The sequence below is a fragment of the Bacillus sp. 2B09 genome, from assembly GCF_003946835.1.
Lineage (GTDB): Bacteria > Bacillota > Bacilli > Bacillales > Bacillaceae > Bacillus > Bacillus altitudinis.
This window is the reverse complement of sequence record NZ_RPSG01000002.1, coordinates 40,501-65,918: the sequence shown is the minus strand read 5'-3', so window position 1 is coordinate 65,918 and position 25,418 is coordinate 40,501. Positions and strand designations below refer to the sequence as shown.

23 protein-coding genes are annotated in these 25,418 nt (G+C 41.7%); 10 read left to right on the top strand and 13 right to left on the bottom strand.

Annotation, left to right across the window (positions count from 1 at the left end; all coding sequences use genetic code 11):
* Window positions 1-22: 22 nt before the first annotated feature.
* Together EBQ12_RS05275 and EBQ12_RS05270 are read right to left on the bottom strand one after the other, a co-directional pair.
* On the bottom strand, window positions 23-1,120 hold the full coding sequence (locus EBQ12_RS05275; RefSeq protein ID WP_125589271.1) for a saccharopine dehydrogenase family protein: 1,098 nt from the start codon (window positions 1,118-1,120) through the stop codon (window positions 23-25).
* Window positions 1,117-1,824, bottom strand: coding sequence for a class I SAM-dependent methyltransferase (locus EBQ12_RS05270; protein WP_125589269.1), 708 nt, complete (start codon window positions 1,822-1,824; stop codon window positions 1,117-1,119). Before EBQ12_RS05270 ends, EBQ12_RS05275 begins: the two co-directional genes overlap by 4 nt.
* 125 nt (window positions 1,825-1,949) lie before the next feature.
* Between EBQ12_RS05270 and EBQ12_RS05265 the strand changes: the two genes are divergently transcribed.
* Complete coding sequence (locus EBQ12_RS05265; RefSeq protein ID WP_125589267.1) at window positions 1,950-2,957, top strand: helix-turn-helix transcriptional regulator; 1,008 nt, start codon at window positions 1,950-1,952, stop codon at window positions 2,955-2,957.
* A gap of 35 nt (window positions 2,958-2,992) precedes the next feature.
* Here EBQ12_RS05265 and yidA read toward each other — a convergent pair whose 3' ends face one another.
* Window positions 2,993-3,805 (bottom strand): sugar-phosphatase, encoded by an 813-nt coding sequence (yidA, locus tag EBQ12_RS05260; RefSeq protein WP_060781573.1) that lies wholly within the window; start codon window positions 3,803-3,805, stop codon window positions 2,993-2,995.
* A 311-nt stretch (window positions 3,806-4,116) separates the two neighbouring features.
* Between yidA and EBQ12_RS05255 the strand changes: the two genes are divergently transcribed.
* Window positions 4,117-4,476, top strand: coding sequence for a MerR family transcriptional regulator (locus EBQ12_RS05255; RefSeq protein ID WP_007498034.1), 360 nt, complete (start codon window positions 4,117-4,119; stop codon window positions 4,474-4,476).
* A 144-nt stretch (window positions 4,477-4,620) separates the two neighbouring features.
* Window positions 4,621-5,604, top strand: coding sequence for a Gfo/Idh/MocA family protein (locus tag EBQ12_RS05250; protein ID WP_125589265.1), 984 nt, complete (start codon window positions 4,621-4,623; stop codon window positions 5,602-5,604).
* Window positions 5,605-5,645: 41 nt separating this feature from the next.
* Here EBQ12_RS05250 and EBQ12_RS05245 read toward each other — a convergent pair whose 3' ends face one another.
* Window positions 5,646-7,160 carry a methyl-accepting chemotaxis protein gene (locus tag EBQ12_RS05245; protein ID WP_125589264.1) on the bottom strand — a complete coding sequence of 505 codons (1,515 nt, stop codon included), beginning with the start codon at window positions 7,158-7,160 and terminating at the stop codon, window positions 5,646-5,648.
* 318 nt (window positions 7,161-7,478) lie between these two features.
* Between EBQ12_RS05245 and EBQ12_RS05240 the strand changes: the two genes are divergently transcribed.
* On the top strand, window positions 7,479-8,816 hold the full coding sequence (locus EBQ12_RS05240) for an amino acid permease (protein WP_007498042.1): 1,338 nt from the start codon (window positions 7,479-7,481) through the stop codon (window positions 8,814-8,816).
* Between the two features lie 20 nt (window positions 8,817-8,836).
* On the opposite strand, the gene EBQ12_RS05235 is transcribed toward EBQ12_RS05240, so the two are convergent.
* From EBQ12_RS05235 to EBQ12_RS05200, 8 genes are all read right to left on the bottom strand, one after another.
* On the bottom strand, window positions 8,837-9,937 hold the full coding sequence (locus tag EBQ12_RS05235) for a DNA alkylation repair protein (protein ID WP_430384047.1): 1,101 nt from the start codon (window positions 9,935-9,937) through the stop codon (window positions 8,837-8,839).
* Window positions 9,938-10,045: 108 nt separating this feature from the next.
* Window positions 10,046-11,374 carry a GntP family permease gene (locus EBQ12_RS05230; protein ID WP_008347326.1) on the bottom strand — a complete coding sequence of 443 codons (1,329 nt, stop codon included), beginning with the start codon at window positions 11,372-11,374 and terminating at the stop codon, window positions 10,046-10,048.
* A 24-nt stretch (window positions 11,375-11,398) separates the two neighbouring features.
* Window positions 11,399-12,943, bottom strand: coding sequence for a gluconokinase (gene gntK / locus EBQ12_RS05225; RefSeq protein ID WP_048002496.1), 1,545 nt, complete (start codon window positions 12,941-12,943; stop codon window positions 11,399-11,401).
* A gap of 185 nt (window positions 12,944-13,128) precedes the next feature.
* Entirely contained in the window at window positions 13,129-13,962 is an 834-nt protein-coding gene (locus EBQ12_RS05220) for a MurR/RpiR family transcriptional regulator (protein WP_206428015.1), read from the bottom strand.
* Between the two features lie 116 nt (window positions 13,963-14,078).
* Window positions 14,079-15,014, bottom strand: a complete 936-nt coding sequence (locus EBQ12_RS05215; RefSeq protein WP_125589260.1) for a nucleoside hydrolase — start codon at window positions 15,012-15,014, stop codon at window positions 14,079-14,081.
* Between the two features lie 93 nt (window positions 15,015-15,107).
* Complete coding sequence (locus tag EBQ12_RS05210) at window positions 15,108-15,590, bottom strand: DUF1433 domain-containing protein (protein ID WP_025208255.1); 483 nt, start codon at window positions 15,588-15,590, stop codon at window positions 15,108-15,110.
* A gap of 60 nt (window positions 15,591-15,650) precedes the next feature.
* Window positions 15,651-16,130, bottom strand: a complete 480-nt coding sequence (locus tag EBQ12_RS05205) for a DUF1433 domain-containing protein (protein ID WP_048001200.1) — start codon at window positions 16,128-16,130, stop codon at window positions 15,651-15,653.
* An 81-nt stretch (window positions 16,131-16,211) separates the two neighbouring features.
* Window positions 16,212-16,718, bottom strand: a complete 507-nt coding sequence (locus EBQ12_RS05200; protein ID WP_035704010.1) for a DUF1433 domain-containing protein — start codon at window positions 16,716-16,718, stop codon at window positions 16,212-16,214.
* A gap of 129 nt (window positions 16,719-16,847) precedes the next feature.
* Between EBQ12_RS05200 and EBQ12_RS05195 the strand changes: the two genes are divergently transcribed.
* The 3 genes from EBQ12_RS05195 (at window position 16,848) to EBQ12_RS05185 (ending at window position 20,514) form a co-directional block, all read left to right on the top strand.
* Complete coding sequence (locus EBQ12_RS05195; RefSeq protein WP_125589258.1) at window positions 16,848-18,332, top strand: lipase family protein; 1,485 nt, start codon at window positions 16,848-16,850, stop codon at window positions 18,330-18,332.
* A gap of 12 nt (window positions 18,333-18,344) precedes the next feature.
* The gene (locus EBQ12_RS05190; protein ID WP_024720438.1) at window positions 18,345-18,755 is read left to right on the top strand and encodes a hypothetical protein; all 411 of its coding nucleotides are present in this window, start codon (window positions 18,345-18,347) and stop codon (window positions 18,753-18,755) included.
* 82 nt (window positions 18,756-18,837) lie between these two features.
* Window positions 18,838-20,514, top strand: coding sequence for a hypothetical protein (locus EBQ12_RS05185; protein ID WP_041508025.1), 1,677 nt, complete (start codon window positions 18,838-18,840; stop codon window positions 20,512-20,514).
* Between the two features lie 15 nt (window positions 20,515-20,529).
* On the opposite strand, the gene EBQ12_RS05180 is transcribed toward EBQ12_RS05185, so the two are convergent.
* Window positions 20,530-21,429: a LysR family transcriptional regulator gene (locus EBQ12_RS05180; protein ID WP_025208260.1), complete on the bottom strand. Its 900-nt coding sequence runs from the start codon at window positions 21,427-21,429 to the stop codon at window positions 20,530-20,532.
* A 171-nt stretch (window positions 21,430-21,600) separates the two neighbouring features.
* Between EBQ12_RS05180 and EBQ12_RS05175 the strand changes: the two genes are divergently transcribed.
* From EBQ12_RS05175 to EBQ12_RS05165, 3 genes are all read left to right on the top strand, one after another.
* Window positions 21,601-22,596: a LacI family DNA-binding transcriptional regulator gene (locus tag EBQ12_RS05175; protein ID WP_125589256.1), complete on the top strand. Its 996-nt coding sequence runs from the start codon at window positions 21,601-21,603 to the stop codon at window positions 22,594-22,596.
* Window positions 22,597-22,768: 172 nt separating this feature from the next.
* Window positions 22,769-24,034, top strand: coding sequence for a galactooligosaccharide ABC transporter substrate-binding protein GanS (ganS, locus tag EBQ12_RS05170; RefSeq protein ID WP_035703994.1), 1,266 nt, complete (start codon window positions 22,769-22,771; stop codon window positions 24,032-24,034).
* 145 nt (window positions 24,035-24,179) lie between these two features.
* Entirely contained in the window at window positions 24,180-25,418 is a 1,239-nt protein-coding gene (locus EBQ12_RS05165) for a carbohydrate ABC transporter permease (protein ID WP_045033662.1), read from the top strand.

Sequence of the window (25,418 nt, the reverse complement as noted above, 5' to 3'; positions counted from 1 at the left end):
GCGTATCTTTTGTCGTTTTCTTTTATGCCGTTAAAAGGCTGGCTCTCAATGCTAATGCGTGCTTTTCCTTCGTTTTTTGATCCACCAACGCAAAATCACCATTCTCATACGCTAATGAAAATAATTCTTCGATATGAAAGACACCTGCCTGAAACTTCCTGCTCAATACATGCAGTGCCGCAGCACTTGCGACTTGAGCCGTTGCTCGAGACTCATCGCGACCTTTTATTCCAAGCTCTTCCTGATGAATTTCGTTACCCTTCATTCCTACCGCTTCCACTTTCACTGCATATTGATCTGTACCCATTTGAGCAGATTGAATCAGTGAAATGGCTCGTTCCTTGATTTTCGGCATCGTGAGAAGGGACGTCATTCCGAGTTTCCTTGTGAGAGCAAATGCACGTGTCGCTACGCCAGAATCAAAACAGAGCCTTGTTGTCACAGAAGGCACATGGAGCGTCGAAGGCAATGTTTGCTGGTCAGAGAAAGGGAACTGATAGGCTTGCCGCTTTCCAAGCGTTTTGCCAAAATCAATGCGTTTCCCTCCAGTAAAACTTTTGACTTTCTTTCGCTGATGATTCTTCGTCAGCTCATAATCCGTATGCACATGATCAAGCGTCCATTCAATAGCTGCTTTTCCATGCTGGTCACCTAACCCAAGCATGATACTAATATCAATTTGCTCCACAGAGGTCAGAATAGATGCCGCCTTCGCTGCAAGCAAATTGGTGAGACCAGGTGCAAGACCTACGCTCAGCACAGCCGTTGCGTTCAATTGCTGTTGATGGACCTTTGCTAGCTTCTCAATATAGGCTCCTTTTGCTGAAATATCGAGATAATCAATGCCTGACCGTAAGCATGTTTCAGCAAATGACGTGTCATCTTGATCAAGACACATGATCACGAGTTTCGTTTCATCCATCCAGTCCGTATCCATTGGTTGTCTTACGTCTATCTGAAATGGACGTACACGCCCATTCGTTTGGCGTGCAAATTGTTCAGCCTTCTCATAACTTCGGCCAGCCGCAAAGACTTGGCCTGGATACACGTCACTTAATTGAAGACATATTTGCTGCCCCACATGTCCATAACCGCCTATCACCATCACTTTTGACCTCATTTTCCAACCGCCTTTCTATTGCCTCTTTTACAAACAATCCCTTTGATCATGCCAGCTTGAAAATAAGGTCTGATGTCTTGAAATCCTGCTTCGGTTAATTGTGCTGTCATCTTTTCTTCAGACACGGGATATGTTGTGACACCCAGCCTTTCTCGGAAGGACGTAAACACTTCCTTTCCCAAGCCTTGACGCTTCATGAATAGAGAAAGCATATGAAGCTCCTGCTGAAATGCAGGCGTTTCTGGGTCTCCTTGAATAAACGCCAGCACGAGCGGTGCCCCTGGCTGAAGCCGACGGGCGATCTCCTGTAAAAAGGGAAGCTGATCTTTTACAAAATGAATGACAAGCAAACTTACTGCTGCATCGTACGACTTTTCAACCGGCACTTTGTCTAAGGCCATCTCATACCATGTGACGCGTTCTTGCATATGAAGCTGTGCCACTCTGCGCTTGGCCATATCAAGCATAGTTGGAGATGGATCAACCCCTGTGATATGCCAGTCTTTATTTCTTTGAAGCATGTTGAAGATCTCTTCGCCCCCACCTGCTCCGACTGTTAACATGCGAGAAGCCGCTCCCATTAATTCGATTTCTACTCTATCCACTGTCAGCTCATGCAAAAGATGATAGCCCGGTACTTTATGTGCAATTGTCGCCGCATAGGATTCAGCAACAGGATCATGCCAATGTTGATTTACACTCATATGTCTTCTCCTCCAGTTTCCGCTTTGCTTCGTTTCCTTTACACTAACGGTATGTTATCTTCATTGTAAGAAGATAGATGAGAAAAAACGATCCCTAAAAGTGGGGATATTGAGGAGGAGATCAAATGAACAATCCAGCCGCTCATTTTCAGCAGCTGAGAAAAAGCATTCGAGATGAACTTGCTGCTATCTGTGATTTTGATGCTGCCTGTATCACAACCATTGATCCAGCTACTCTCCTCTCGACGGGTTCTTTTACAGATGAACCGATTGAAGCCATACATAACGAGCTGTTTCAAAATGAATATTTAAAAAAAGATGTGCACCAGCATGAAGATCTAGCGAAAGGTCCTGTCCACGCTGCCAGTCTCGTCCAAAGCGGAGAATACACCAATAGTGGTCGATACCAGAACATTTTGTTACCTAACGGATGGGCAGATGAATTGCGGGCAGCCCTTGTGATTCAAGGTGAATGCTGGGGAATTGCCAGCCTTTATCGGAAAAAGGAGAAAGAACCTTTTCATGAACAAGATATACAAGCGGTTAGTCGCCAAACACCAGCACTCGCAGCCAAGCTGAGAGATGAACTTTTTAAAAGAAGAGAAACGGAAGAAGATGAAACGGCGGAACACCAAGGCTTCCTCATTCTTTCACACGATTACCATCTTCTTTATGGAAATGAAACCGGACTTCATTGGCTCCACACCTTCCAAACCTTTGAGCAAATTCATGATGGTGCCGTCATGCCCCGTCCGTTTAGAGCATTAGGTGCTAAGCTTTTATATGGCGGCGGTGACCAAACAGCGGTCAGCATCACCAGAATGCCGACAGGGCGTTTTCTCTCTCTTCAAGCATTTCGATTAGCACAGGCAGCCGGGGAGGAAGAGGCTGTCATGATTCATATTAAGCGAGCTCAAACAAGTGACATCCTTCCTTATATAGCGAAAACATATCGGCTAACAGAAAGAGAAATGAACGTCCTTGACTGTTTAATAAAAGGACAATCCACAAAGGAAATTGCCAGTACGTTATTTATCTCGCCTCATACGGTGCATGATCATGTAAAGGCGATGCTCGAAAAAACAAATTTGAACAGCAGACGTATGCTTGTTTACTTTTTCTCACACATATAAAAAAGCGGCTACCTCATTGGTAGACCGCTCTTTCTTTATTTTCCGATGACTCGCTCATGCAAGATATGTGCGACTCCTGCTTCGTTATTGGATTTTGTCACAACATCCGCAACTGCTTTGACATCTTCAATGGCATTTCCCATCGCAACGCCACAGCCCGCAAATTCTAGCATTGACACGTCGTTCCCATTGTCACCAATCGCCATCACTTCTTCACGAGAAATCCCCAGTTCATGCGCTAGAAGCTTCACAGCATTCCCTTTGCTCACATCAGGATGAAGAATTTCTAGGAAGAAATCTGTGCTTTTTACCATCATGTACTGATCCTTCACTTCAGATGGAATGGCTTGTATCGTCTTTTCCAAACGTTCCGGCTGATCAATATACATCATCTTCGGAAGTCTCATGGATGGGTCTGCCTCTTCGACAGGTAAATACTTAAGCGGCAATTTCGTTAAATACGATTCAAGTACCGTGTATTCACTAATATCCCGATTTGGTGTGTATAGATGAGCCGAATCGAAATAATGCATAGGTGTATCCAGCTGACGGCTCAGTTCATATAAAGAAGTCAAATCATCATAGGATAAAGTTAATTCTGATACGACTTCATTTGTATGGCTGTTTTGTACAAGCGCTCCGTTATAGGCGATGACATAATCCCCCTCTTGATCAAGCTGCAGCTCTTTTAAATAGCGGTGCACCCCGCCAATCGGCCGGCCTGTACATAAAACAATTTTAACGCCTTCTGCCTTCGCCTGTTGAATCGCAGCAAACACCTCATCCGGCACCATATGCTGATCATTTAATAACGTACCATCCATATCAATTGCGACTAATTTATACATTCACTGCTCCCCTTTTCTCAGCAAAACGTGCTGTCACTATTTTGAGTGATCGTCTACATGATCACATGCTATTCATCATACTATATACCTATTTTAGCCTATCGTTTTTTTCTCACGCTGTCTACTTGTTCCTATCTGTAACAAAAAATCACTTCATCCTCATCTATTATAACCTATTCTATAGAATCCGCTGTGAATAGAAGAGACCTGTCATTTTAACAGTATGAAAAGGAACAAATGTTCATCGGAGAATATTTTGAAACTAGCAAATCTAATTGTATGATGGATAGCAAAGAAAGGAGGTGCAGGGAATGATTACATTTACGAGAGGAAAATTGTCAAAAATGTCTGGTGTACATATTGAAACCATTCGTTTTTATGAAAATGAGGGTGTGCTCCCCGAGCCTAAGAGAGCACATAACGGCTATCGTTTATATGATAAAAAATATGTACTCATGCTATCCTTTATCACTGAAGCAAGAAAGCTAGATTTCTCACTCAAAGAAATTCGAGAAATTATCACGTCACTATTCGAGAAACAGTCGAAAACAGAAGCGGAACAGCTGCTCGAACAAAAAGTAGAAGATATTCAAAAATCCATTCAAGAGTTAAAAAAGAGGAAGGCGGCCATTCAACTGTTAACGAAACAAACATTAGCTAACATTAGTTAATTGTAGAGACTGCCAAAGATGTGCCGGTATTTTTTACTGGCACCCCTCTGCGCCTAGCTGTTAAGTACACGTTGTATGAAAACATCAGGTATACTAGAGACAGCTTGACGTGACATCAATCGTATGAAAGGGGTTATGAATAGAATGAGAATAGCAACCATTGGAACAGGTGTGATTGTGGAAGGTTTCCTCCAGGCAATTGAACAGCTTGAAGGTGCTTCTTGCCACGCTGTCTATTCAAGAAAGGAAGCGACGGCAAAGAAACTCGCAGATCAATTTGGGGTGCAAACGACTTATACGGATTTAACCGCTATGTTCGAAGATCCCCACATAGAAGCGGTATATATCGCATCACCCAATCGTTTACATAGCGAGCATGCCACGGCTGCATTGAAACACGGAAAACATGTGATTTGCGAAAAGCCTTTTACCTCTAATGTGAAAGAGCTAGAAGCCTTAATCGCTCTCGCAAAGGAAAAGCAGCTCTTCCTATTTGAAGCCATTACGACCGTTCATATGCCCAACTATCATTTAATCAAAAAACACCTTCATCAATTAGGCAGAATCAAACTCGTTCAATGTAACTATAGTCAATATTCAAGTAAATATAATCAGCTGCTCGCCGGGGAGACGCCGAATGTCTTTAACCCAGAATTTTCTGGCGGTGCCCTCATGGATATTAACATTTACAATGTTCATTTCATTATGAATCTATTTGGTTCACCGAAAGACGTTCGTTACCAGGCCAACCGCCATCCAAACGGCATCGACACATCTGGTGTTTTAACTTTTACTTACAATGATTTCATCGCCACAAGTGTTGGCAGCAAAGATACAAGCAGTATGAATTTCGCTTTGATTCAAGGGGAAAAAGGGTTCCTGCATGTGAAAAATGGTGCGAATGGCTGTGAGGAAGTGTTGCTGCATATAGGAGACCAAGTCACTTCACTCAATGCACAAACCAATTCAAACCGCCTGTTTTATGAAGCGGAAGCATTTCAGCATATCATTGAAACAGGAAATGTCGAAAAGTGTTATGAATGGCTTGATGACAGTCTTTCTGTCATGAAGGTTCTTGAAGCCGCTAGGAAAGACGCCGGTATTGTTTTCCCAGCGGATCATGCTTAAATAAAAAAACCGCCTTCTGATGAAAAGGCGGTTTTTTGACATTAGATACTCTTTGAATATGCCACCAGACGCTGAGACATATGATTCACTTCATCAACTGAAGCGTTCACTTGCTCTGTTAAAGCAGCCTGTGTTTGCGTAAGAGCTGTCATATTGGAGATATTTTCAAGAATTTGATCGATTTGTGTTTTCATTTCAGTTAAACTAGATTCGATATTTTCTGTCGCATTGGCACTATGAAGCGCTAGCTTACGCACTTCATCGGCAACGACTGAGAAACCGCGTCCCTGCTCGCCTGCTCTTGCTGCTTCAATCGCGGCATTCAAACCAAGCAGATTCGTTTGGTTTGCCACTTCTTTGATTAAGTCTGAAATGTTCTTCGTCTCATCTGCACTGTTTTTCGCCAGATTAGCAGCAGACGTTGACTGCTCTTGAGCGACAGCAAGCTCTTGTGCTTGGTTTGTCACAGAACTGATGCCAGATACCATTTCACTAATAGAACTTGAAAGCTGCTCTACTTGAGAAGCCATTTCATTCGCTGTTTTTTCTTTATTTTTTTCTAACGTAATATCACGAATCGTTCCTGCGACACGTAAAGGGACACCCTTCTCATCACGAATGGTTTCACCGCCCGCATGATACCAGCGATACTCGCCATTTTTACTCTGCAATCTATAATCAATGTCAAATGGTGTGCGGCCAGAATGGTCATTTAAGTGATCCGCAAAAGCTTGGAGAGCCGATTCTTTATCTTCAGGATGCAAACGATCACTCCAGCTGCTCAACACGTTCGGGAAATCCTTTTCATCTGTAAAACCAAGCGTTTTTCTAAACTGTGGAGACCACCAGAATTCATTGTTTGGATTGACAGGATCGCCAGCCTCTACAACCATATCCCAAGGCGCTTCCACAAGCGCACGGTTGATCAAGTCATATCTTGTCACGAATGCTTGCAGCTCTTCTTCTTTCAATTTCTGATCATGAATATCAAAAAGAGCCCCTGCCACACGAAGAGGTACACCATTTCGATCTCGAATCGTCGTTCCAGTTGCTTTGAACCAGCGATACTCGCCATTTTTCAACTTCAGACGATACTCGATATCATACGGTGTACGGCCAGAATGATCCAATAAATGCGTAGAGAATGCATTCAAGGTGTATTCCTGCTCATCTGGATGAATTCGAGATGCCCAGCTGTCTAAGACATTCGGAAAATCGTTTTCATTTTGGAAACCTAGCATTCTGCGGAAATCATCCGTCCATGTGAATTCGTTTTTTGGATTCACAGGATCTCCTGCTACAACCGTCATATCCCATAGACCCACTTGAATGGCTTTTGTCACTAAATTCATACGCATATGAATATCTTCTTGCGCTTCTTGCATCTTTTGCAACGCTTCATTTATTTGAGCCACTGCTTCTATTGTTTGACTAAAAGAGAATGCAGCAGTATCAATTCTGGCTGAAAAATCTCCCTTCTCAATTCGTTCAACTAATTGACTGCTTTCACTTAGAAGGGCTCCCGACGATGAATCACTTGCTTTTCTCATAAACATCTTCAATAACTCCTTTCATTCTTTCATACATTTTTGAAATATTTTACAGTTATAAACAATTCTTTATTAGGACTTTAGTAATACAAAAGATATATCGACAAAAACTGAAAATTGTTTATGTCAGAATGAAGGCAAATGTTCATTTTTTCACGAAGTTTTAGATTTTGGGGATGGGTCATGGAAAAGATTTATGGAAGAAAATGGCTCATTTGATAGAATCAACCGCCTATTTTGTCTGAAAAATCTCTTTTTTTATATTGACACTGACCGCTCGAAAAAAGAAAATGGAACATAAGCATTTTAAAAAAGGAGAACGTCATGAGCGCGAATCAGGAACAACACGAATTAAAAAAGCTTTTATCGCCGCGTCATATTCGCATGATTGCGATGGGCGGGGTCATTGGTACAGGAATCTTTAAAGGAAGTGCCGATACAATCGGCTTAGCAGGTCCTGGAGTTATCTTTTCCTATGTATTTGCTGGATTGCTTCTTCTCATTGTCATGGCGGCTTTAGCTGAAATGGCCATCGTCTACCCGGGGAATAACCTTCGCGACCTCATACAGATTGCGCTTGGTCAACGTTTTTCATTTGTTGTCGGATGGGTTTACTGTTTTATGTGGCTCACTGTATGTGTCATTGAAATCATTGCAGCGGGGAGTTTACTTCAATATTGGATGCCAAACGTACCTTTATGGTCTTTATGTTTACTTTGCTCGCTCTTAGTCATCGGAATTAATTTAAATAATGTAAAATACTTTGGTGAAATTGAGTTTTGGTTCGCTGGAATGAAGATTTTCGTTATTATTGTGTTTATTATTCTCGGTGCTGCATTATTATTTGGAATCATTCCGAGCGAACAAAGCACGCCTGTTCTCACCAATTACCAAAACTTTGTCCCGAACGGATGGGGTGCTGTCTTTGCCTCATTATTAGTGGTGATCTTCTCGTATGGAGGCTCTGAATTGATCGGGCTGACCATTACAGAAACAAAGGATGCAGAAAAGGTGTTACCTGGTGTTGTCAAAAGTATGATGTGGCGCATCATCTTGTTTTACACACTGCCGATTTTGATTATTTGTGGACTCATTCCTTGGAATCAAATTGATCCGAATAACAGTCCTTTTGTCCAAGTCTTTTCAGCAGCTGGCATGCAAGGTGCCTCTCACTTCATTAATTTCGTCTTAATTACAGCCGTTCTATCTGCCGCCAACTCTGGTATTTACGGCACGACAAGAATGATTCATTCTCTATCTAAATCAGACGGCGGTCCAAAAAAGCTGGCACAGGTCAACAAAAGAGGTGTACCTATTTTAAGTTTATGGGTGACCGTTCTGTTTCTTTTAATCGGAACATTCTTTGCTTACTTGTACCCAGATCAAATTTTCAGCTATATGCTGGCTATTCCTGGTTTTGCGGTTTCTCTTATTTGGATCAGCATCTGTCTGGCACATTTGAAACTGCGTCCAAGATATCCACAGGAGCCGTATTTCAAAGTTTGGTTATTTCCGTATTTCACTTTATTTGCTGGTCTTGTACTCAGTGTCAGTTTTGTTCTGTTCCTATTCAGACCAGAGAACTTACCTAGCTCGATTATCAGTATCGGTTTCTTAGCAGCCGCCATCATTGCTTCATTCTTAATGAAAAAGAAAGCTTAGAAACGCAAGCAAAGCCCGCCTCAATGGCGGGTTTTTTCATGAGCAGCTGCTGCGACTTCGAAATCAACAGACGCTTTTGGGATGCCGTTGATGATGATGGTTAATGTATGAATGCCCTCATAGTGCTTTCTCGTTGTCATATTTTGAAACGACTGTGACCGGACAAATTCTCTATGCAGCGCCGATCCTGTTTCAAATTCTGTGATTTTAAATACCTTTTGATTGCGTGTACCACGAGCTTTCACGTAATCAATGGCATACTCTACGCGCAGCTTTAATGGCTTATCAACCTGAAGAATAAAATGAAAGGTCAGCTTCTCTCCAATACGTACGGGGTCTTGCGTCACCTTCAAATCCGTTACTTGGATAGACGGATCATCTCCATAGCCAAATAAAGCCATGATATCTGGATCGCCTTTTTTCAATAACGTACGGGATGCATGTTTGACAATCCAGTTTGTATGTTCATTGGTTCCATACCAGCTTTTGACCATTTGCTTCATGAGGTCTGGCTGAATTGCAGAAATATCATTTAAATGATTCGCTACACTTTTTTGCACATATTTGGCCGAATCTGACTTCAAATTTTCTAGAATGGGCAGCGTGACAGAAGGGTCCTTTTTCAGCGCAGGGACGGATAATCCCCACGGCAAACGAGGCCTGCATCCTTCACTAGCGAGACGGCGAATATGTTCATTTTGATCCTGTGACCACACAAGAATCTGCGCCAGCATTTTCTCTTGATCTTGTATGAGAAAAGGTCGAACGGCAAATTCAGCAGTGGAAAACGGTGTAAAGAATTCAAGTGCTTTGATCGAAATATCCCAATGGTCAACACCATATGTCTCGACATAGTCTGGAAATACGAGCGCACTGAGCCCTGTAAAATGCGGTGCTGTCTGACGCAGTACATCGATTGCCTTCTCATAATCCTCAGGCAGACAGGCGTGCATCGATTCAGTTACTCTTCTCATTCGTCCTTTCAACTCCAGCTGCTCCCAATCCTCTTGAAACACGAGCTGCTGAAAGTGATCAGCATCAAATACAGTTGACGCTTGCGCAAGTTTTTCTGCTAAATGTTGAATAAATGATTCATTATATACATGTTTTAAAGGTTCGATCGTGTCCGCCTCCCATAGCTCAATATCATTATTTTATCCTAAATTGTCAAAAGCGGCATAACAACAAGCTAAAACAGCCCAATTCCGAAGAATTGAGCTGTTGTCCCGTTATATAAACATATTAATAATCATAATAAATGCAATGGCGCTAACGGAAATGATGGTCTCCATAGCCGTCCATGTCAAGAACGTCTCTTTGATGGTCATACCAAAATACTCTTTGATCAGCCAAAAACCAGAGTCATTGACATGAGACAAAATCAGTGAACCCGCTCCTGTTGCTAAAACAAGCAGCTCTCTGCTCACATCCGGCATGGATGCAGCGATTGGGGCTACAATTCCGGCCGCTGTCATCATGGATACTGTAGCTGATCCTGTTGCCACACGAATAACCGCAGCAATCAGCCAGCTAAGTAAAATCGGTGAGATTGGGGAGTGTTTGGCTAAATCAGCAATATAATCCCCAACGCCTGAATCGATCAGTACATTATTGAACGCTCCGCCTGCACCAATCACAAGCAGAATGGAAGCGATTGGTCCCAAACAATCGTTACTGAATGACAGCACTCGGTCACGGCTCATCCCTTGTATAAAGCCAAGACTAAAGAAAGAATACACTGTCGCAATCAATAAAGCTGTTATGGGATCTCCAATGTACTTGAACATCTGATACCACATACTATCCTCTGGCAAAATAATGTCCGCCAACGTGGCAAGCAACATAAGAATGACCGGCACCAAAATGGTAAACATCGTATTCGCAAAACCAGGAAGCTTCCGATCAGCATGTCGTTCCGTGAATTGCTTTCTGAGCAGCTCTGGAACTGGTTTATGTATTCGCTTTCCAATCCACTTACCATACAACGGTCCAGCAATAATAGCTGTTGGCAAACCGACGATGATTGAAAAGAAAATCGTTTTCCCCACGTTGGCATGATAGATGCCTACTGCTGCCATTGCAGCTGGATGAGGCGGGACTAACCCATGCACAACAGACAAGCCTGCGATTAATGAAATCCCAATCGTCACAAGCGAAATGCCCGTTTCAATCGCAATGGTAAAGAGTAAAGGAATGAGAAGAACAAATCCGACCTGGAAAAAGACAGGTATCCCCACGATAAAGGCTACAAACATCATCGCCCAATGCACATTCTTCGTCCCAAAACGACTGATGAGTGTTTGAGCGATCCGCTCAGCGCCCCCTGACTCGGCCATCATTTTCCCAAGCATGGTCCCAAGCGCTAGCACTATCGCCAGTAATGATAACGTGTTCCCTAATCCCGTTTTAATCGATTGAATGATTTCCTGTAAATCCATTCCTGTAGCAAAACCTACTAGCATAGAGGTAATGATCAAACTCACAAACGGATTCAACTTAGCGACTGTAATGAGAATGAGTAAAAGGACAATCGCCGCAATCACAATGAATAAAAGCATGTTCTCCCACCTTTTCCCCGATGTTTAACGATTTTGTTTTAATTGCAACGCACTAATGACATCAAATTCATCCTTCAGTTTGTCATAGAGACGCTCATATAAATAAAATAGCTCTATGTATGTTTCGTTGTTCTCCATATTTGGTTCATGGCGAGCAGAAATACGAATCCATTCCTGTACTTCTTCTATCTCTTCCATATGACCTAAACTATGAAGTGCAAGGACAGCCGCCCCAAGTGCGGAAGCCTCGTAGCTTTCTGGAACGAGCACTTCTCTGCCCATCGTATCCGCCAAAATCTGCCTCCATAGCGGGGATCTCGCAAATCCACCAGAAGCCCGGACATCCTTCGCTGGACCTGTTAAATCTCTTAGTGCCACACCGATCGAGAAAACACTCATAATGACGCCTTCTAACACGGCTCTAATAAAGTGCTCGCGCTTATGCTGAAGACCAATCCCGAAGAACGTGCCTCTTGCGTTTGGATTCCAATAAGGTGCACGCTCACCTGTTAAAAATGGTAGAAACAGCAGTCCTTCTGAGCCAGCTGGAACCTTCTCTGCAATATCAATCATCAGATCGTAAGGGTCTACACCTAGACGCTTCGCTACCTCCACCTCTGACGACCCAAATTCATCCTTCAGCCATCTCAGCATAATCCCGCCGTTATTGGTCGGTCCTCCGACTACCCAGTGCTTGTCCGTCAATGCATAGCAAAATGTTCTTGATTGCTCATCTGTAATCGGCTGATCTACGACTGTACGTACTGCACCACTTGTCCCAATCGTGACTGCTACCTCACCTTTGCCAATCGCACCAACACCAAGATTCGCTAGGACACCGTCATTCGCACCCACAACAAATGGTGTATCTTCTTCAATGCCCATTCGCAGTGCAATTTCTGGCTGAAGCCCACGCAGCTGATGCGTCGTTGGAACAAGTTCAGACAGCTGATTCACCTGAATTCCTGCAATACGTAGGGCCTCCTCGTCCCATTGAAGCGTTTCCAATCGGAACAGTCCTGTTGCTGATGCAATTGAATAATCGACCACATACTGACCGAAGAAATGATAAAGAACATACTCTTTGATGGAAATGAATTTTGCTGCCTGATTGAAGACGTCAGGTGTCATTTCCTTGATCCATCGTATTTTTGAAAGCGGTGACATTGGATGGATCGGTGTTCCGGTTCTTTTATAAATTTGAAAGCCATCTAAGTCCGTTATGATTCGTTTCGCTTGTTCTGCACTTCTGTTATCAGCCCAAATGATACTGTTTGTTAATGCTTTTCCATTCTCATCCATGACGATTAACGAATGCATCGCCGTACTAATTCCCACACCTATGAGGTTTTTTGCATCAAATGCTGCTTTCGTCAATGCGCCTCTTACACTCGCAATCACAGCATCTAAAATATGTTCAGGGTTCTGCTCAACCCATGCTGGCTGGGGGTGAATGAGGTCATAAGGAACAGAATGTTTTGATATGACTTTCCCCTGTGGTCCAAATAGAACCGCCTTTGTACTTGTTGTTCCAATATCCAAACCAATTACCGCCTGGTTTCCCTTCATCTGTATCACGCCCAATCATTGATTTGAAATAAAGTGTCGTGGTGCCGGTGTACCTGATAAATCCCATTATAGGAATATTTTTTTCGACATTCAACGATCAAAAAGAAAATAATTTTCATTTAAAACCTTAGAATCGTTACCACAACAGCATTTTTCACTAATAGAAAAATTTATTTTTGAAACCATTACACTCTTTTTTGAGAAATGGTTTCTCTCATTTGCTTTAAGTTTGTTAATGTTTCCTGCTGCCTTAAATGTGCAAGCGCAAAATATAGCACATCAATCACAGTAAGCTGGGCAAGCCTAGCAGACATCGCTTCCGTTCGGAAAGCCGTTTCTTGCGTTGATGTATACAGCGTGACATCTGCAAGCTGACTCAATGGAGAACGCTGATAGCTTGTAATGCCAATGGTTTTCGCTCCTTTTTCCTTGGCTGTTTTCATCGCATCCAGCAAATCCTTATTTCGACCAGAATGAGATATACCAAGCACTGTGCTCTTTTGATCAAGCAGACCTGCCGACAACGCTTGAAAGTGAGAATCTGTATGAACAATACAGTTGATGCCTGTTCTCATAAATTTGTGAAAAGCATCTGTGGCGATGAGGCCAGACCCACCGCTGCCATAAAACTCTAAGCGCTCTGCTTCATGGATTAATTGTACGGCTTTTTCTACATCTTTTGGATTCAACAATTGAAAACTATCCTTTAATGCAGTGATGTTTGCCTGAAATACCTTTTGCATAAAAACGGCAGTATCATCGTCAAGACTCATCTCTTCATCTACATAATCAGGCTTCGTTTGGTCTATTTCCTGGGCAATAGCAATCTTCAAATCTTGATACCCCTCAAATCCAAGCCTTTTACAAAGACGAAAAATCGTTGCCTCTGAGCTCGCTGTCTTTTTGGCAAGCTCGACAATCGACAAATGGATGATGTCGCGGGGCTCACTTGTAATGTGCTCAGCAATTGCTTTCAGTTTTGGCGGCAATCCTCTGCTTGCTGCCCTTATCTTATCCATACTACTAAAACTGACAGAAGCCAATTGACTTCACTCCTTCCTCATTCATGTTAGCGCATACATTTCCTCATGTTCCCATCTTATAAAAAAGAAGCCTGTTTGCACAGACTTCTTTTTTAAGAATTCAAGACTTTGATCATTAAATCAAAAAACCCTTCAGCATCTACATCCATACACACTTGAAGATTGCGATCTTTTCCCCATTGGTGCTGAAAATCACATATCATTTGACCATCGCAGAACTCACTCTTCGTCTCCACTTCTACATGAAAAGCCTGTGTATTCACAAGTTGTTTATCAATTGCAAGACTTACAGCAAGCGGATCATGCATGGCACATGCCCACACCCCATTCCACTCAAAATAGCGCTGGCGGTAAATGCTTGTGCTCTCTCTGATATAACTGGCTAACGTTTCATTTTGAATGGCATTAATTCTCTCATCCGTTAACAAGACCTGTCTCGTGACATCCAGCCCTACTTGAGTCAATGAAGGGAAACCAGCCTCCAGCACCAATTTCGCCGCTTCTGGATCTGCATATGTATTAAATTCCGCAACTGGTGTGACATTCCCCTGTCCCTGCACGACACCCCCCATAAAAATGACTTCTTTCACATGATGAATCAGCTCAGGGCATTTTTTTACCGCAAGGGCTAAATTCGTTAACGGCCCTGTCAACACGAGCGTAACCTGCTTCGAATACTTCAGCACTTGGTCAATGATAAAATCAGACGCAAAACCTTCATCTGCGGTCTTCTTAGGCCGGGCGTCCTTTAAAGCGCCGCCAATTCCATCCTCCCCATGCACCCGATGTTCATAATGAGGGGCTCTCAAAAGAGGCGTTACTGCACCTTTGATGACAGGGATTTCCTCTGCCTCAACCAGCTCAAGCACTTTAAACGTATTCAACGTCGCCGCTTCAACAGACACATTCCCGCACACCGTTGTGATCCCCAACATATCAAACCGCTTACTTTTCACTGCAAGCAAAATACCAATCGCATCATCAATTCCAGTGTCTACATCCAAGATCAATTTCTTTTTATTTGCCATGTTTGAAAGCTCTCCCTTGTTTGTAAGTGTTGTTAGGGGAATGATAGCATATTTTGAAATTGATTTAGGGAATCAATCGGCTTTGTCGACTTGTTATTTCACTTTTTCTCCAATGTCTTTCAAATATTGTTCGCGTTCTTTTTTAGATAAACTATTTAAATAGTCTTCTTTCACTTGAGGATCAAAATCATCCCAGTTCTCAAAACGATCTCCTAGTTCTCCTGAATAACTCATTGAACCGATTTCTTTTGTTCTATACTTTAATGAAGCGGAGAACTCGTACTTTTCTGGCTCATCATTTATATATCCTCTAATTACGATGTAGCCCATAGGATTAATAGTTACCCTCTTCTTAAACGTTATGGTCTTAATAAAGTGATGGATGTCTTCTTTGCGTAAACATTCTTCTATTTTAGGCTTCATTTTTTCTGCAAGCTCTTCTGCTTTTTCTTGATCGCTCTTTTCTTTTACCACATCATTTGGTTTACTTTGCTTATTGTGCTGAGTGATTAACGAAGTCACTGAGACAATGATGATAACGACCAAAACAGATACAAGTTTTATTGTGTTTTTCATGTCTACCGTTGCCACCTTCTTAATAATGAAAAATAAAAAAGGTAATTTATCAACTTTTTGTTATTTATCCCCAATATCCTTGAGGTACTGTTCACGTTCTTTTTCAGAGAGTCGTTTAAGATAGTTTCCCTTTATTTCAGGCTCTTCTTTATATTTATCCCAGTTTTTAAAGCGATATGATAAATCAGGAGAATGACTCATCGAACCTATTTCATTAGATTTGTATATTAATGATGCAGAAAAATGATATTTTTCTGCATCGTTATTTATATATCCATCAACTGTGACATAACCCATAGGGCTTATAGATACATTTTTTTTAAATGTGATGGTTTTAATAAAATTGTGAATATCTTTTTCATGTAAATATTCTTCAATTTTTGGTTTCATCTTTTCTGCGAATTCTTCGGCCTTTTCTTGATCGCTTTTCTCTTGCACTACTTCATCTGAAAAACTCTGATGAATGTACTCTACAACAAACACAGTTACGGAGATGACGGCGACCACAATTATGATAGAAAATTTCATGATATTTTTCATAAAAAGCAAAACTCCTTAATGAACTTTAATCAGCTGACTATTGAATTTGACAAAATAAAAACAGGTAGGCTAGTACCTGTTTTACTCTTTTTCTCCAATGTCTCTCAGATACTGATCACGTTCCTCCTTAGTAAAACTTTTAAGGTAATTTTCTTTCACTTCCGGCTCATCTTTATATTCTTCCCAATCTATAAAGCGGTCTGATAAATCAGGGTCATAACTCATTGAACCGATTTTTTTAGCTCTATATTGTAAAGAAGCTGAGAAACCGTACTTTTCCGGTTCATCATTTACATAACCATCAATCGTAATATCTCCCATTGGGTTAATGGTCACATCTTTTTCAAACGTTATGGTTTTTATAAAGTTATGAATATCTCTTTTGTGTAAGTGCTCTTCAATCTTGGGTTTCATCTTCTCTGCAAACTCTTCTGCTAATTCTTGATCACTCTTTTCTCTTTCTTCCACGATATTTTTTCCTCCCGCATCGTTTGATTCTTTTTTCTTGTCAAATTCTAGAATAAGTAAAATCACTGAGATAACTATGACGAGAACTAGAACACATATAATTTTAATTGTATTTTTCATTTAAATAATATCCACCTTTTATTGATATAATAGAGATATTTTTTGTATAATAAGCGATAGATCTAAAATAGATATTTATACCACTACATAATATAATTACCAAATATAAAGATAACAGGAGTGTTAATATTGACCATAAAGTCAACTCGATTTAAGCTTACTGACGAAGACTATAAAGAAATATCAACAAAATCTTATGCTATTAAAAACTATAAGGACTATAAAGAAATAGAAATTAGCAATGATAGAAAAATGTATGTCATTGACTATAAAGAAACAGAAAAAGGGCTTAACTCACTAACTCTGGTATCAAAGGATGACTTTATTCGATCCGGTAAAGGCAAAGACCTCACCAAAATCAAAAACGCCGTCATCGCCTACCGCGGATCAGAACCAATTGGCGCAGGCCAATATAAAGATACCATTAAAAAACATGGAAAAAAAGAGTCAGATGATCTTCTTTCTACCATTTTGACAAAGCTGCCTCCTTTTAGCCAGTCACAGACGTCAAAGGAAGTCACGACGAAGGTGACGACAGGGACAACGACCTATACAAATGAGATTGTACAAGATTGGTTGATTTCAGATACGAAGTATTTGATTAAAAATATCCCCTTTGAACACGGTGCAGAGAATCAAATGGTGCAGGCGGACCGGTATGCAAAAGAGATCCATAAGAAAATGCCGAATGCGAAGATGTATGTGACAGGGCATTCACTTGGCGGGTCACATGCTTCTTATGTTCTTGTCAAAAATGATTTTATTAAAGGCGGGGTCACCTTTGAGAATCCGAATATTTACCCAAATCTATCGGATGGTCTGCAAGCCAAAGCATTAAAAGGTGATTACCGTAGTAGATTAACAGAATATATCAATCTCAATGACGGGCTATCTCTCTTAAATCGTCATACGACAGAAATCGGTCGTGTGAAAGTGATGTATGATGCCGCTTTACCTGAAGGCGTCGATTACACTGAGGACTCCTCAAAGGCCGTCCAATTTATGAAAAATCTCCTCAATCGGGCAATGAGTGTGAATCCTTCACTTGATGCGAATTTATTTCTTGAAGCCCTCGCCGGCAGCCATGGCTTAGACCGGTATTCCTTTTCGTCAGATGGCTCCGTTCAAACCATTGATGATATGTTGAGAAAAAACCCTTCTCTCACTGCCGCCATGTTACATCAATTGAGCCAATCAAATGTTCACCCGCAAAGTGTGGTAGCGATTTTAATCAAGTCGCATGTTCTCATGAACACAGGTCGTACATTCTCCACATATGCCGAGCACCATATGCAGCAAATCATTCGTAAAATTGAGAAACTCGATGACAAAGTGGATCAATCGGTGGAACGCGTTCGTTCAAGATACAAACAAATTGTCGGTTTTGGTTCGTATGACCAGCTGACGGCTTCAGATGTGGATGCTGTGATTCGCCACTTAAAAACAGAGGGTCTTGAAAATGAATTCTATTCGGTCAAAAAGTATGATGCAGCGATTGATCATGCGATGGATATGAAAAGGTGGATGGACTCAATATCAGATGATATGAGCCAGCTAGGAAAACAATACCACGATGCAGATACAACCCTTGCCAAGAATATGGGTATTTCTTAAGGAGTACGACAAATGGAATTTTCAAAGAAACAACCAACAGACGCAGATCGTTTTTTGCAGAGAGTCACAGATACGCATACATCTAGCTCCATCTTCTCTCAAGCAAACTTTAACACGGAAGATATGACACCAGCAGAGCTGGCTGCTTTGAAGGCAAAGATCAAGGAAGAACAGAAAACAGCGCTGATCAGAGCCATCCGGCATCAACTTCAAAATGAATTTGCAGAGGATCGTCAAGAAGCCAAAAAAATAGTAGATCTGATTGATGACCTTCTGATTAACGTGTACAAACATCAAAGGAACATCCAAACCCATATGTCAGGTGAAGCCATTGACGCCTTAATCGAAAAAATTGAAAAAAGACTCACATTTTTTGAGCTGAAAGAAGATGTTCAATCAGCCATTGATTCGATCGGCATTTAAATGAACCTTCCATCCGGTGAATCTTTTCCACGCCTCACTCGTATATACTAAAAGAGTGATTGATTTGAAAGGAGTTCTGTTTGTGGGATATATGTTGTTATTTTCGGTTGTGATCGGTCTTGTCCTGACCCTTTTGCTCACACCACTCAGGTTAATCGTTAGAAAGAAAGGGACTGAACAACAGGTGCCGCTTATGTGGATTGCGGGACTGGCACTGCTGTTTATCATTGGGATTTTCGGCTTCTACTACATCACCAATTTAGACCGCAACCCATCATCACTGTGGCTCATTGGACTTGTTGTGACAGCAGCAGGTGCCTTTTTATCAGTGGGATTGGAGCGGAAGATCAAGGGCGTATTATTTCTCATTTTATTGCTGCTCGGTGTTTATATGGCAACCGCTTTTCTATTTAATGCAAATGAGAAATTCGACGTGTCTAAGATGGAGCAAAAAGTCGAAATCAAAGCGTTCGATGAGACAGAAACACCTGCGAGTGTACCACCGCAATTTGCTCGCAATAAGATGAAGAAATCGTTCGGACAGGTGCCAAACACGAGTTACTACGAGCTTGGCAGCTTGCAAATTCAGAAGGTCAATGGTGAGTATGTGTATATCGCCCCCGTCGAGTTCTCCGATTTCTTTAAATGGATTCGTTCTGGTAGCACACCGGGTTACTTTACATTAAGTGCGACCGACTCATCTGCCAATCCAAAGTTTGTGAAAACTGAGATGGTCTATACGCCTTCTTCCTATTTCAATAAGGAAATTGAGCGGCATATCCGTCTTCAGTACCCAGATTTGATTTTCTATGGAGACACGCAGCTCGAGATCAATGATGATGGCAAGCCTTATTACATCCAAACATTTGGAGATTTCATCTCTGCACGAAACGGGTTTAAAGCTTCCGGTGTAGTTGTTGTGGATGCCAAAACGGGTGAAACGAAGAAATATTCCTTAGACAAAGTACCAGCCTTTATTGATGGCGCTGTGTCACCAGAGGCCGTCAGTCTGCAAAATAGTTACTTCGGCAACTATGTTCATGGTTTCTGGAACAGTATGTTTGGAAAATCAGATGTGAAGCTGCCTTCTGATGAGGGGACTGAAGCCAATGTAAGTCCGGTGTTTGATTCAAAAGGGGATATGTATTACTTCACAGATTTCACCAGTCCAAAAGAGGGCGTTGATTCCATGCTCGGGTATGCACTAACAAATGCCCGAACAGGAAAAGCCACGTATTATACGGGTAATCTTGAAGAATCCTACATGGATTCACAGGGAGCTTTGCAAATTATTGAGAAACGATTTATCGAGAAGAAATGGAAGGGCCGCATGCCGATTCTTTATAATTTCTACGGGGAAGCCAGCTGGCTTACACCTGTTCTCGATTCAAACGGATTCCTGCAAAACTACTTTATTGTTTCGGCAGCCAATCCTGAAATCGCCGCATATGCTTCTACACCAAACGAAGCACTAAGAGCCTATAAAACAGCTCTTCAAAAAGGCGGCGGTACCGTCAATAGTTCATCAAAGCAAGAAAAGAAAGAGTCGACAGGCAAAGTGAAGAGGGTGTATAAGGAAAAGACCGGTGATTATACAACCGTCACCTTCTTACTAGACGATGGGAAAAACTACACCATGTCATCTGAAAAAGAGCCTCTTATTATTTATTTAAAAGAAGGCGATCAAGTCAACATGAAGTACACAGATACAGGTGAGATTTTCCTCCCAGTCGATGAAATCAACATCAAAGGATTATAAAAAAAGACGTTTCTCCTACTGCGGAGAAGCGTCTTTTTTCTCTTTTCTCAACAACTCAACAAGCAATTCCTTATTTTTATTCCCACCTGTCATCGGGGATTCGACATAGGAAAATGTCCGTTTAAAGTCCATTCCCCTCACAGAAATGACAGCCAATTCCCCGCCAATGCTGCCCCGCTGGAGGACATATTTAGATAAAACAGACAGCCCCATTCCATGAATGACAGCTTCTTTAATCGCTTGATTGCTGCTAAATGTCACAAAGGTCCGCGCTTTCAGTCCATTTGATTTCAGGACGTGCTGTAAGTATTCTCCTGTCCCAGATCCTTCTTCTCTTGTGATCCATGTTTCATTTTGCAATTGATCAATGGTGACATCCTTTTTCTTTGCAAACGGATGGTCTAATGGGGCAACGATATACAGTTCATCCTCTAGGAACGTTTCTACAGAGAGTTCTTTGTCATTGGTTTGTCCTTCAATCAGTCCGATGTCGACATGGAACAACCGAACATGTCTAGCGATCGCCTCTGTATTATCAATGACTACCTCAATATCAACATGCGGATAGAGCTGATGAAATTGTGCCAAAATTTGTGGCAGCACATACTCCCCAATGGTAAAACTCGCTCCAATCGTGAGCTTCCCTCGTGCCAGATGATGATGCTCATAAATATCCTGCTTCGCCTGTTCATATAAACGAATGATTTGTTTTGATCGATGGTACAGCATATCCCCAGTTGGCGTCACCGTTAATTGCTTTGGCGAACGATTGAGCAGAACCGTCTGAAATTCCTGCTCCAAGTTCTTAATGTGAAGACTGACACTCGGTTGAGAAATCCGTAGCTTCTGAGCTGCTTTTGTAAAGTTTTTCTCTTCTACCACTGTCACAAATGTCTTCAGTGCATCATAATACATCTGTCCCTCTCCTATCAGAAATCTTAATCCTACATCTTCAATACATATATCTTACTAATTCCTTTCCAACTCGTAAAGAATAGCCTAAACCAATCAATTTAATAAAAATATTTACTAATTTTTTTAAAGACTCTATACTGAAAGGAGATATTTTCTATAGGAGGTGCTGACTTGGCAGCTAAAATAAAGGACATTGCGGAAAAAGCCGGATTATCCATCGCCACCGTGTCTCGCGTATTGAATCAAGATCCCAACCTATCGGTTACGGATCAAACACGTGAGAGAGTATACGCGGCAGCAGAAGCTTTGTCCTATCAAAAAAAGACATTCAAACATTCACTAAAAAAAATTGCCTTTCTCTATTGGATGACCGAAAAAGAAGAGCTTGAAGATATTTATTTTAAATCCATTCGTCTAGGCATTGAGGAACTCACCAATACCAGAAGCTTAAATGTTACCGCTTACAACCCGTCTGATGGTCTTCAATCGATTGATCCTTCTACAGAAGGCATCATCGCCATCGGTCGATTTAAAAAAACTGAGCTTGATCAATTATATGCGATCACAAAACATATCGTCTTTATTGATACATCACCAGATGAAGACCGCTTTGATTCTGTGAAACCAAACCTGAAACGAATTGTAGAAAAGATTATTGATTCTTTTATCGAAAAACAGCACACATCCATCGGATTTATTGGCGGGACAGATCTTGATCTCAATACAAATAGGCGGATTCCAGATATTCGTGAAACGACCTTCCGCCAGTACATGACAGCACACAACAAACTGGATGAACAATTGGTCTATATCGGCGACCACTTCTCTGTAGATGAAGGCTATTCATTGATGATGAAGGCGATCGACGAGCTCGGCGATCACCTGCCAACCGCTTTTTGTGTCGCAAGTGATCCTCTTGCGATAGGCTGTTTACAAGCATTAAATGAACGCGGTTTTTCTTTACCAAATCGAGTGAGTGTCTTTAGTATCAACGATATTCACGTCTCTCAATATGTGTCACCACCGCTCACAACTTATCACATCCATACCTCTTTACTTTGCGAAACAGCTGTCGATTTACTTTTAGAAAGACTTGTTGATGGCAGAACATTACCAAAAACCGTGCTGATTGCCTCAGAACCTGTCTTTCGGAAAAGCACGATATAAACAGCTGGAAGGCCTGCCGTATATGGTGGGCTTCTTTTCTCTTTATTTCAGTAAAAAATTTTACTTAATAAATTTAATAAAATGTGTTTACTTTTTTTACTCAAGTTGATATTCTCACATTAAGAAAGCGTTTTCTTATCATCTGTGAAAAAAGAACGAGAGGGGATTACGAATGAAAAAGGGAAAATGGGCGACATTATCGGCAGTCGTTGGTACTGCTGTGCTGCTACTGTCAGCATGCGGACCAGGAGATGACAATTCAAGCGGTACACAGCCGGCATCTACAGGTACAAAGACCTTGCTAGTGTGGGAGGATGTCAAAAAGTCTGATGGGATTCAAGACGCCGTCAAAGAATTTGAAAAACAAAACGATGTGAAAGTCAAAGTAGTCGAAAAAGCATATGCCGACCAAATTGAAGCGCTTCGTCTTGATGGCGCAGCCGGCACTGGTCCAGATGTCATCACCATGCCTCACGACCAAATTGGATCAGCTGTCACAGAGGGATTGTTACAAGAAATCAAACCAGATGAAAAAGTGATCAATTCCTTCACAGACGAATCGATTCAATCACAAACGGTAGATGGTAAGCTGTATGGCCTGCCAAAATCCGTTGAAACCACTGTGCTTTTCTATAACAAAGACCTTGTGAAAAAGGCACCTACGACACTCGATGGCTGGTATGACCTTTCGAAAAAGCTGACAAAGGACGGGAAATACGGTTTTGTTGCGAAGTGGGATGAAATTTACTACGCACAAAGTGTATTAGGCGGTTCAGGTGGCTATATTTTCAAACAGAAAAACGATGGGTCTTATGACGTCAATGATATTGGTCTTAATAACGATGGTGCCATCGAAGGCGGAAAATACATTCAGACATTCTTTAGCGAAGGACTTTTCCCGAAAGGCATCATTGGTGAGCAAGGAATCAATGTCCTCAATTCCTTATTCACTGAGAAAAAGGCTGCGGCTGTGATTTCTGGTCCATGGTCATTTGGTCCTTATAAAGAAGCGGGTATCGACTATGGCGTAACGGAACTGCCAACACTCCCTAACGGAAAACATATGAGCTCGTTCTTAGGTGTAAAGAGCTACAACGTCTCCTCTTATTCTAAAAATAAAGAACTTGCCGAGAAATTTGTTGAGTTTATCACGAACGAAAAAAATTCAAAAAAGCGCTTTGAAGTAACAGAGGAAATTCCACCAGTGAAAAAGCTGATGAAAGACCCAGTCATTACTGAAAACGCTAATGCGGATGCTGTTTCAAAGCAAACGAAATATGCCACGCTGACACCGAACAATCCAGAAATGGCAGAGGTGTGGAAGCCGATTGACAGTGCATTAGGACTGATTGCGACCGGCCGTACCGATGTGAAAAAGGCATTTGATGATGCGGTTAAACAAATCGACTCGCAAATTAAAGCGAATCACTCCAAATAAACATCAAGCGCAGGTAGCTGTTCATCTATCATGCTGCCTGCACTTGATCTAATTTCATATGAAGTAGGTGTTAGACGTGACGGGTAACCTTGAACTAGACCGCACACACATAGTGGAATCAAAGACACACCGGAGACGGGCGCTAATGTTCTCTCTTATACCCGGGATGGGGCAAATATACAACAAACAGTATGGCAAAGGGGCACTCTTTTTCCTGTTTGGCGTTTCTTTTCTACTTGTGTTTTATGATTTATTCAATATTGGCTTCTGGGGGCTGTTCACACTTGGTACGATGCTGCCTCGTGACAACTCTGTTTTCCTTTTAGCAAAAGGAATTATTGCACTTTTAACAGCTGGATTTGGCATCGGTTTTTATGTACTCATGATACGAGATGCATTTATGAACGGAAAGAAACGTGATCAAGGGGTTCCGCTTCATTCCATCCGTGCTCAATACCATCAGCTCATCGACCAAGGCTTTCCTTACTTAATGAGCACTCCTGCTTTCTTTTTACTTCTATTCTCTGTTGTCTTTCCTATTATGTTCAGCTTTGCGCTGGCCTTTACAAACTATGATTTATACCACTCGCCTCCTGCCAATCTCATTGATTGGGTAGGCATCAAAAACTTTCAAAATATCTTTTCAATCGATATTTGGAGAGACACATTCATTGATGTACTAGGCTGGACGGTCGTATGGACGTTGGCTGCATCGACCCTTCAATGTGCTGTCGGCATTTTCCTAGCGGTTCTGCTCAATCAAAAAGATTTAAAAGGAAAACGGTTTTTCAGAACGATTTTGATTCTGCCGTGGGCTGTTCCAGGATTTGTGACCATTTTGGTGTTTGCTGGATTGTTTAACGACACGTTTGGTGCGATCAACAATACCCTTTTTGCATCGATTGGAATTGATCCAAAACCATGGCTGACAGATCCATTTTGGAGCAAAATCGCTCTTATTGCGATGCAGACTTGGCTTGGTTTTCCTTTTGTGTTCATTATGACAACCGGCGTTTTACAGGCCATTCCTGAAGATTTATACGAGGCTGCAACCATTGATGGGGCAAATTTCTTTCAGAAATTCCGTTCCATTACATTACCGCTTGTCCTCTATTCAATTGCACCTATATTAATCACGCAATATACGTTTAACTTTAACAACTTTAATATCATCTACTTATTTAATGGCGGAGGACCGCCTGTGGCTGGCTCAACTGCTGGGGGCACAGACATCTTGGTGTCTTGGATTTACAAACTGACGATGCAATCTTCTCAATATGCACTCGCTGCCGCTGTTACGATCTTACTGTCGATCTTCGTCATTGCCATTGCACTTTGGCAGTTTAAGAGAACGAATTCATTTAAAGAGGAGGACATGATGTGA

Excerpts from the sequence above, each read along its gene's own strand:
- EBQ12_RS05180 (WP_025208260.1), bottom strand. The coding sequence starts at position 21,429 with ATGTATTATGATGCACTGAAGACATTTGTGACAGTGGTAGAAGAGAAA.
- EBQ12_RS05205 (WP_048001200.1), bottom strand. The coding sequence starts at position 16,130 with ATGAAAAATATCATGAAATTTTCTATCATAATTGTGGTCGCCGTCATC.
- EBQ12_RS05190 (WP_024720438.1), top strand. The coding sequence starts at position 18,345 with ATGGAATTTTCAAAGAAACAACCAACAGACGCAGATCGTTTTTTGCAG.
- EBQ12_RS05240 (WP_007498042.1), top strand. The coding sequence starts at position 7,479 with ATGAGCGCGAATCAGGAACAACACGAATTAAAAAAGCTTTTATCGCCG.
- EBQ12_RS05245 (WP_125589264.1), bottom strand. The coding sequence starts at position 7,160 with ATGTTTATGAGAAAAGCAAGTGATTCATCGTCGGGAGCCCTTCTAAGT.
- EBQ12_RS05210 (WP_025208255.1), bottom strand. The coding sequence starts at position 15,590 with ATGAAAAACACAATAAAACTTGTATCTGTTTTGGTCGTTATCATCATT.
- EBQ12_RS05230 (WP_008347326.1), bottom strand. The coding sequence starts at position 11,374 with ATGCTTTTATTCATTGTGATTGCGGCGATTGTCCTTTTACTCATTCTC.
- EBQ12_RS05275 (WP_125589271.1), bottom strand. The coding sequence starts at position 1,120 with ATGAGGTCAAAAGTGATGGTGATAGGCGGTTATGGACATGTGGGGCAG.
- ganS (WP_035703994.1), top strand. The coding sequence starts at position 22,769 with ATGAAAAAGGGAAAATGGGCGACATTATCGGCAGTCGTTGGTACTGCT.
- EBQ12_RS05265 (WP_125589267.1), top strand. The coding sequence starts at position 1,950 with ATGAACAATCCAGCCGCTCATTTTCAGCAGCTGAGAAAAAGCATTCGA.
- EBQ12_RS05200 (WP_035704010.1), bottom strand. The coding sequence starts at position 16,718 with ATGAAAAATACAATTAAAATTATATGTGTTCTAGTTCTCGTCATAGTT.
- EBQ12_RS05255 (WP_007498034.1), top strand. The coding sequence starts at position 4,117 with ATGATTACATTTACGAGAGGAAAATTGTCAAAAATGTCTGGTGTACAT.
- EBQ12_RS05220 (WP_206428015.1), bottom strand. The coding sequence starts at position 13,962 with ATGGATAAGATAAGGGCAGCAAGCAGAGGATTGCCGCCAAAACTGAAA.
- EBQ12_RS05250 (WP_125589265.1), top strand. The coding sequence starts at position 4,621 with ATGAGAATAGCAACCATTGGAACAGGTGTGATTGTGGAAGGTTTCCTC.
- EBQ12_RS05215 (WP_125589260.1), bottom strand. The coding sequence starts at position 15,014 with ATGGCAAATAAAAAGAAATTGATCTTGGATGTAGACACTGGAATTGAT.
- yidA (WP_060781573.1), bottom strand. The coding sequence starts at position 3,805 with ATGTATAAATTAGTCGCAATTGATATGGATGGTACGTTATTAAATGAT.
- EBQ12_RS05165 (WP_045033662.1), top strand. The coding sequence starts at position 24,180 with ATGTTCTCTCTTATACCCGGGATGGGGCAAATATACAACAAACAGTAT.
- EBQ12_RS05270 (WP_125589269.1), bottom strand. The coding sequence starts at position 1,824 with ATGAGTGTAAATCAACATTGGCATGATCCTGTTGCTGAATCCTATGCG.
- gntK (WP_048002496.1), bottom strand. The coding sequence starts at position 12,943 with ATGAAGGGAAACCAGGCGGTAATTGGTTTGGATATTGGAACAACAAGT.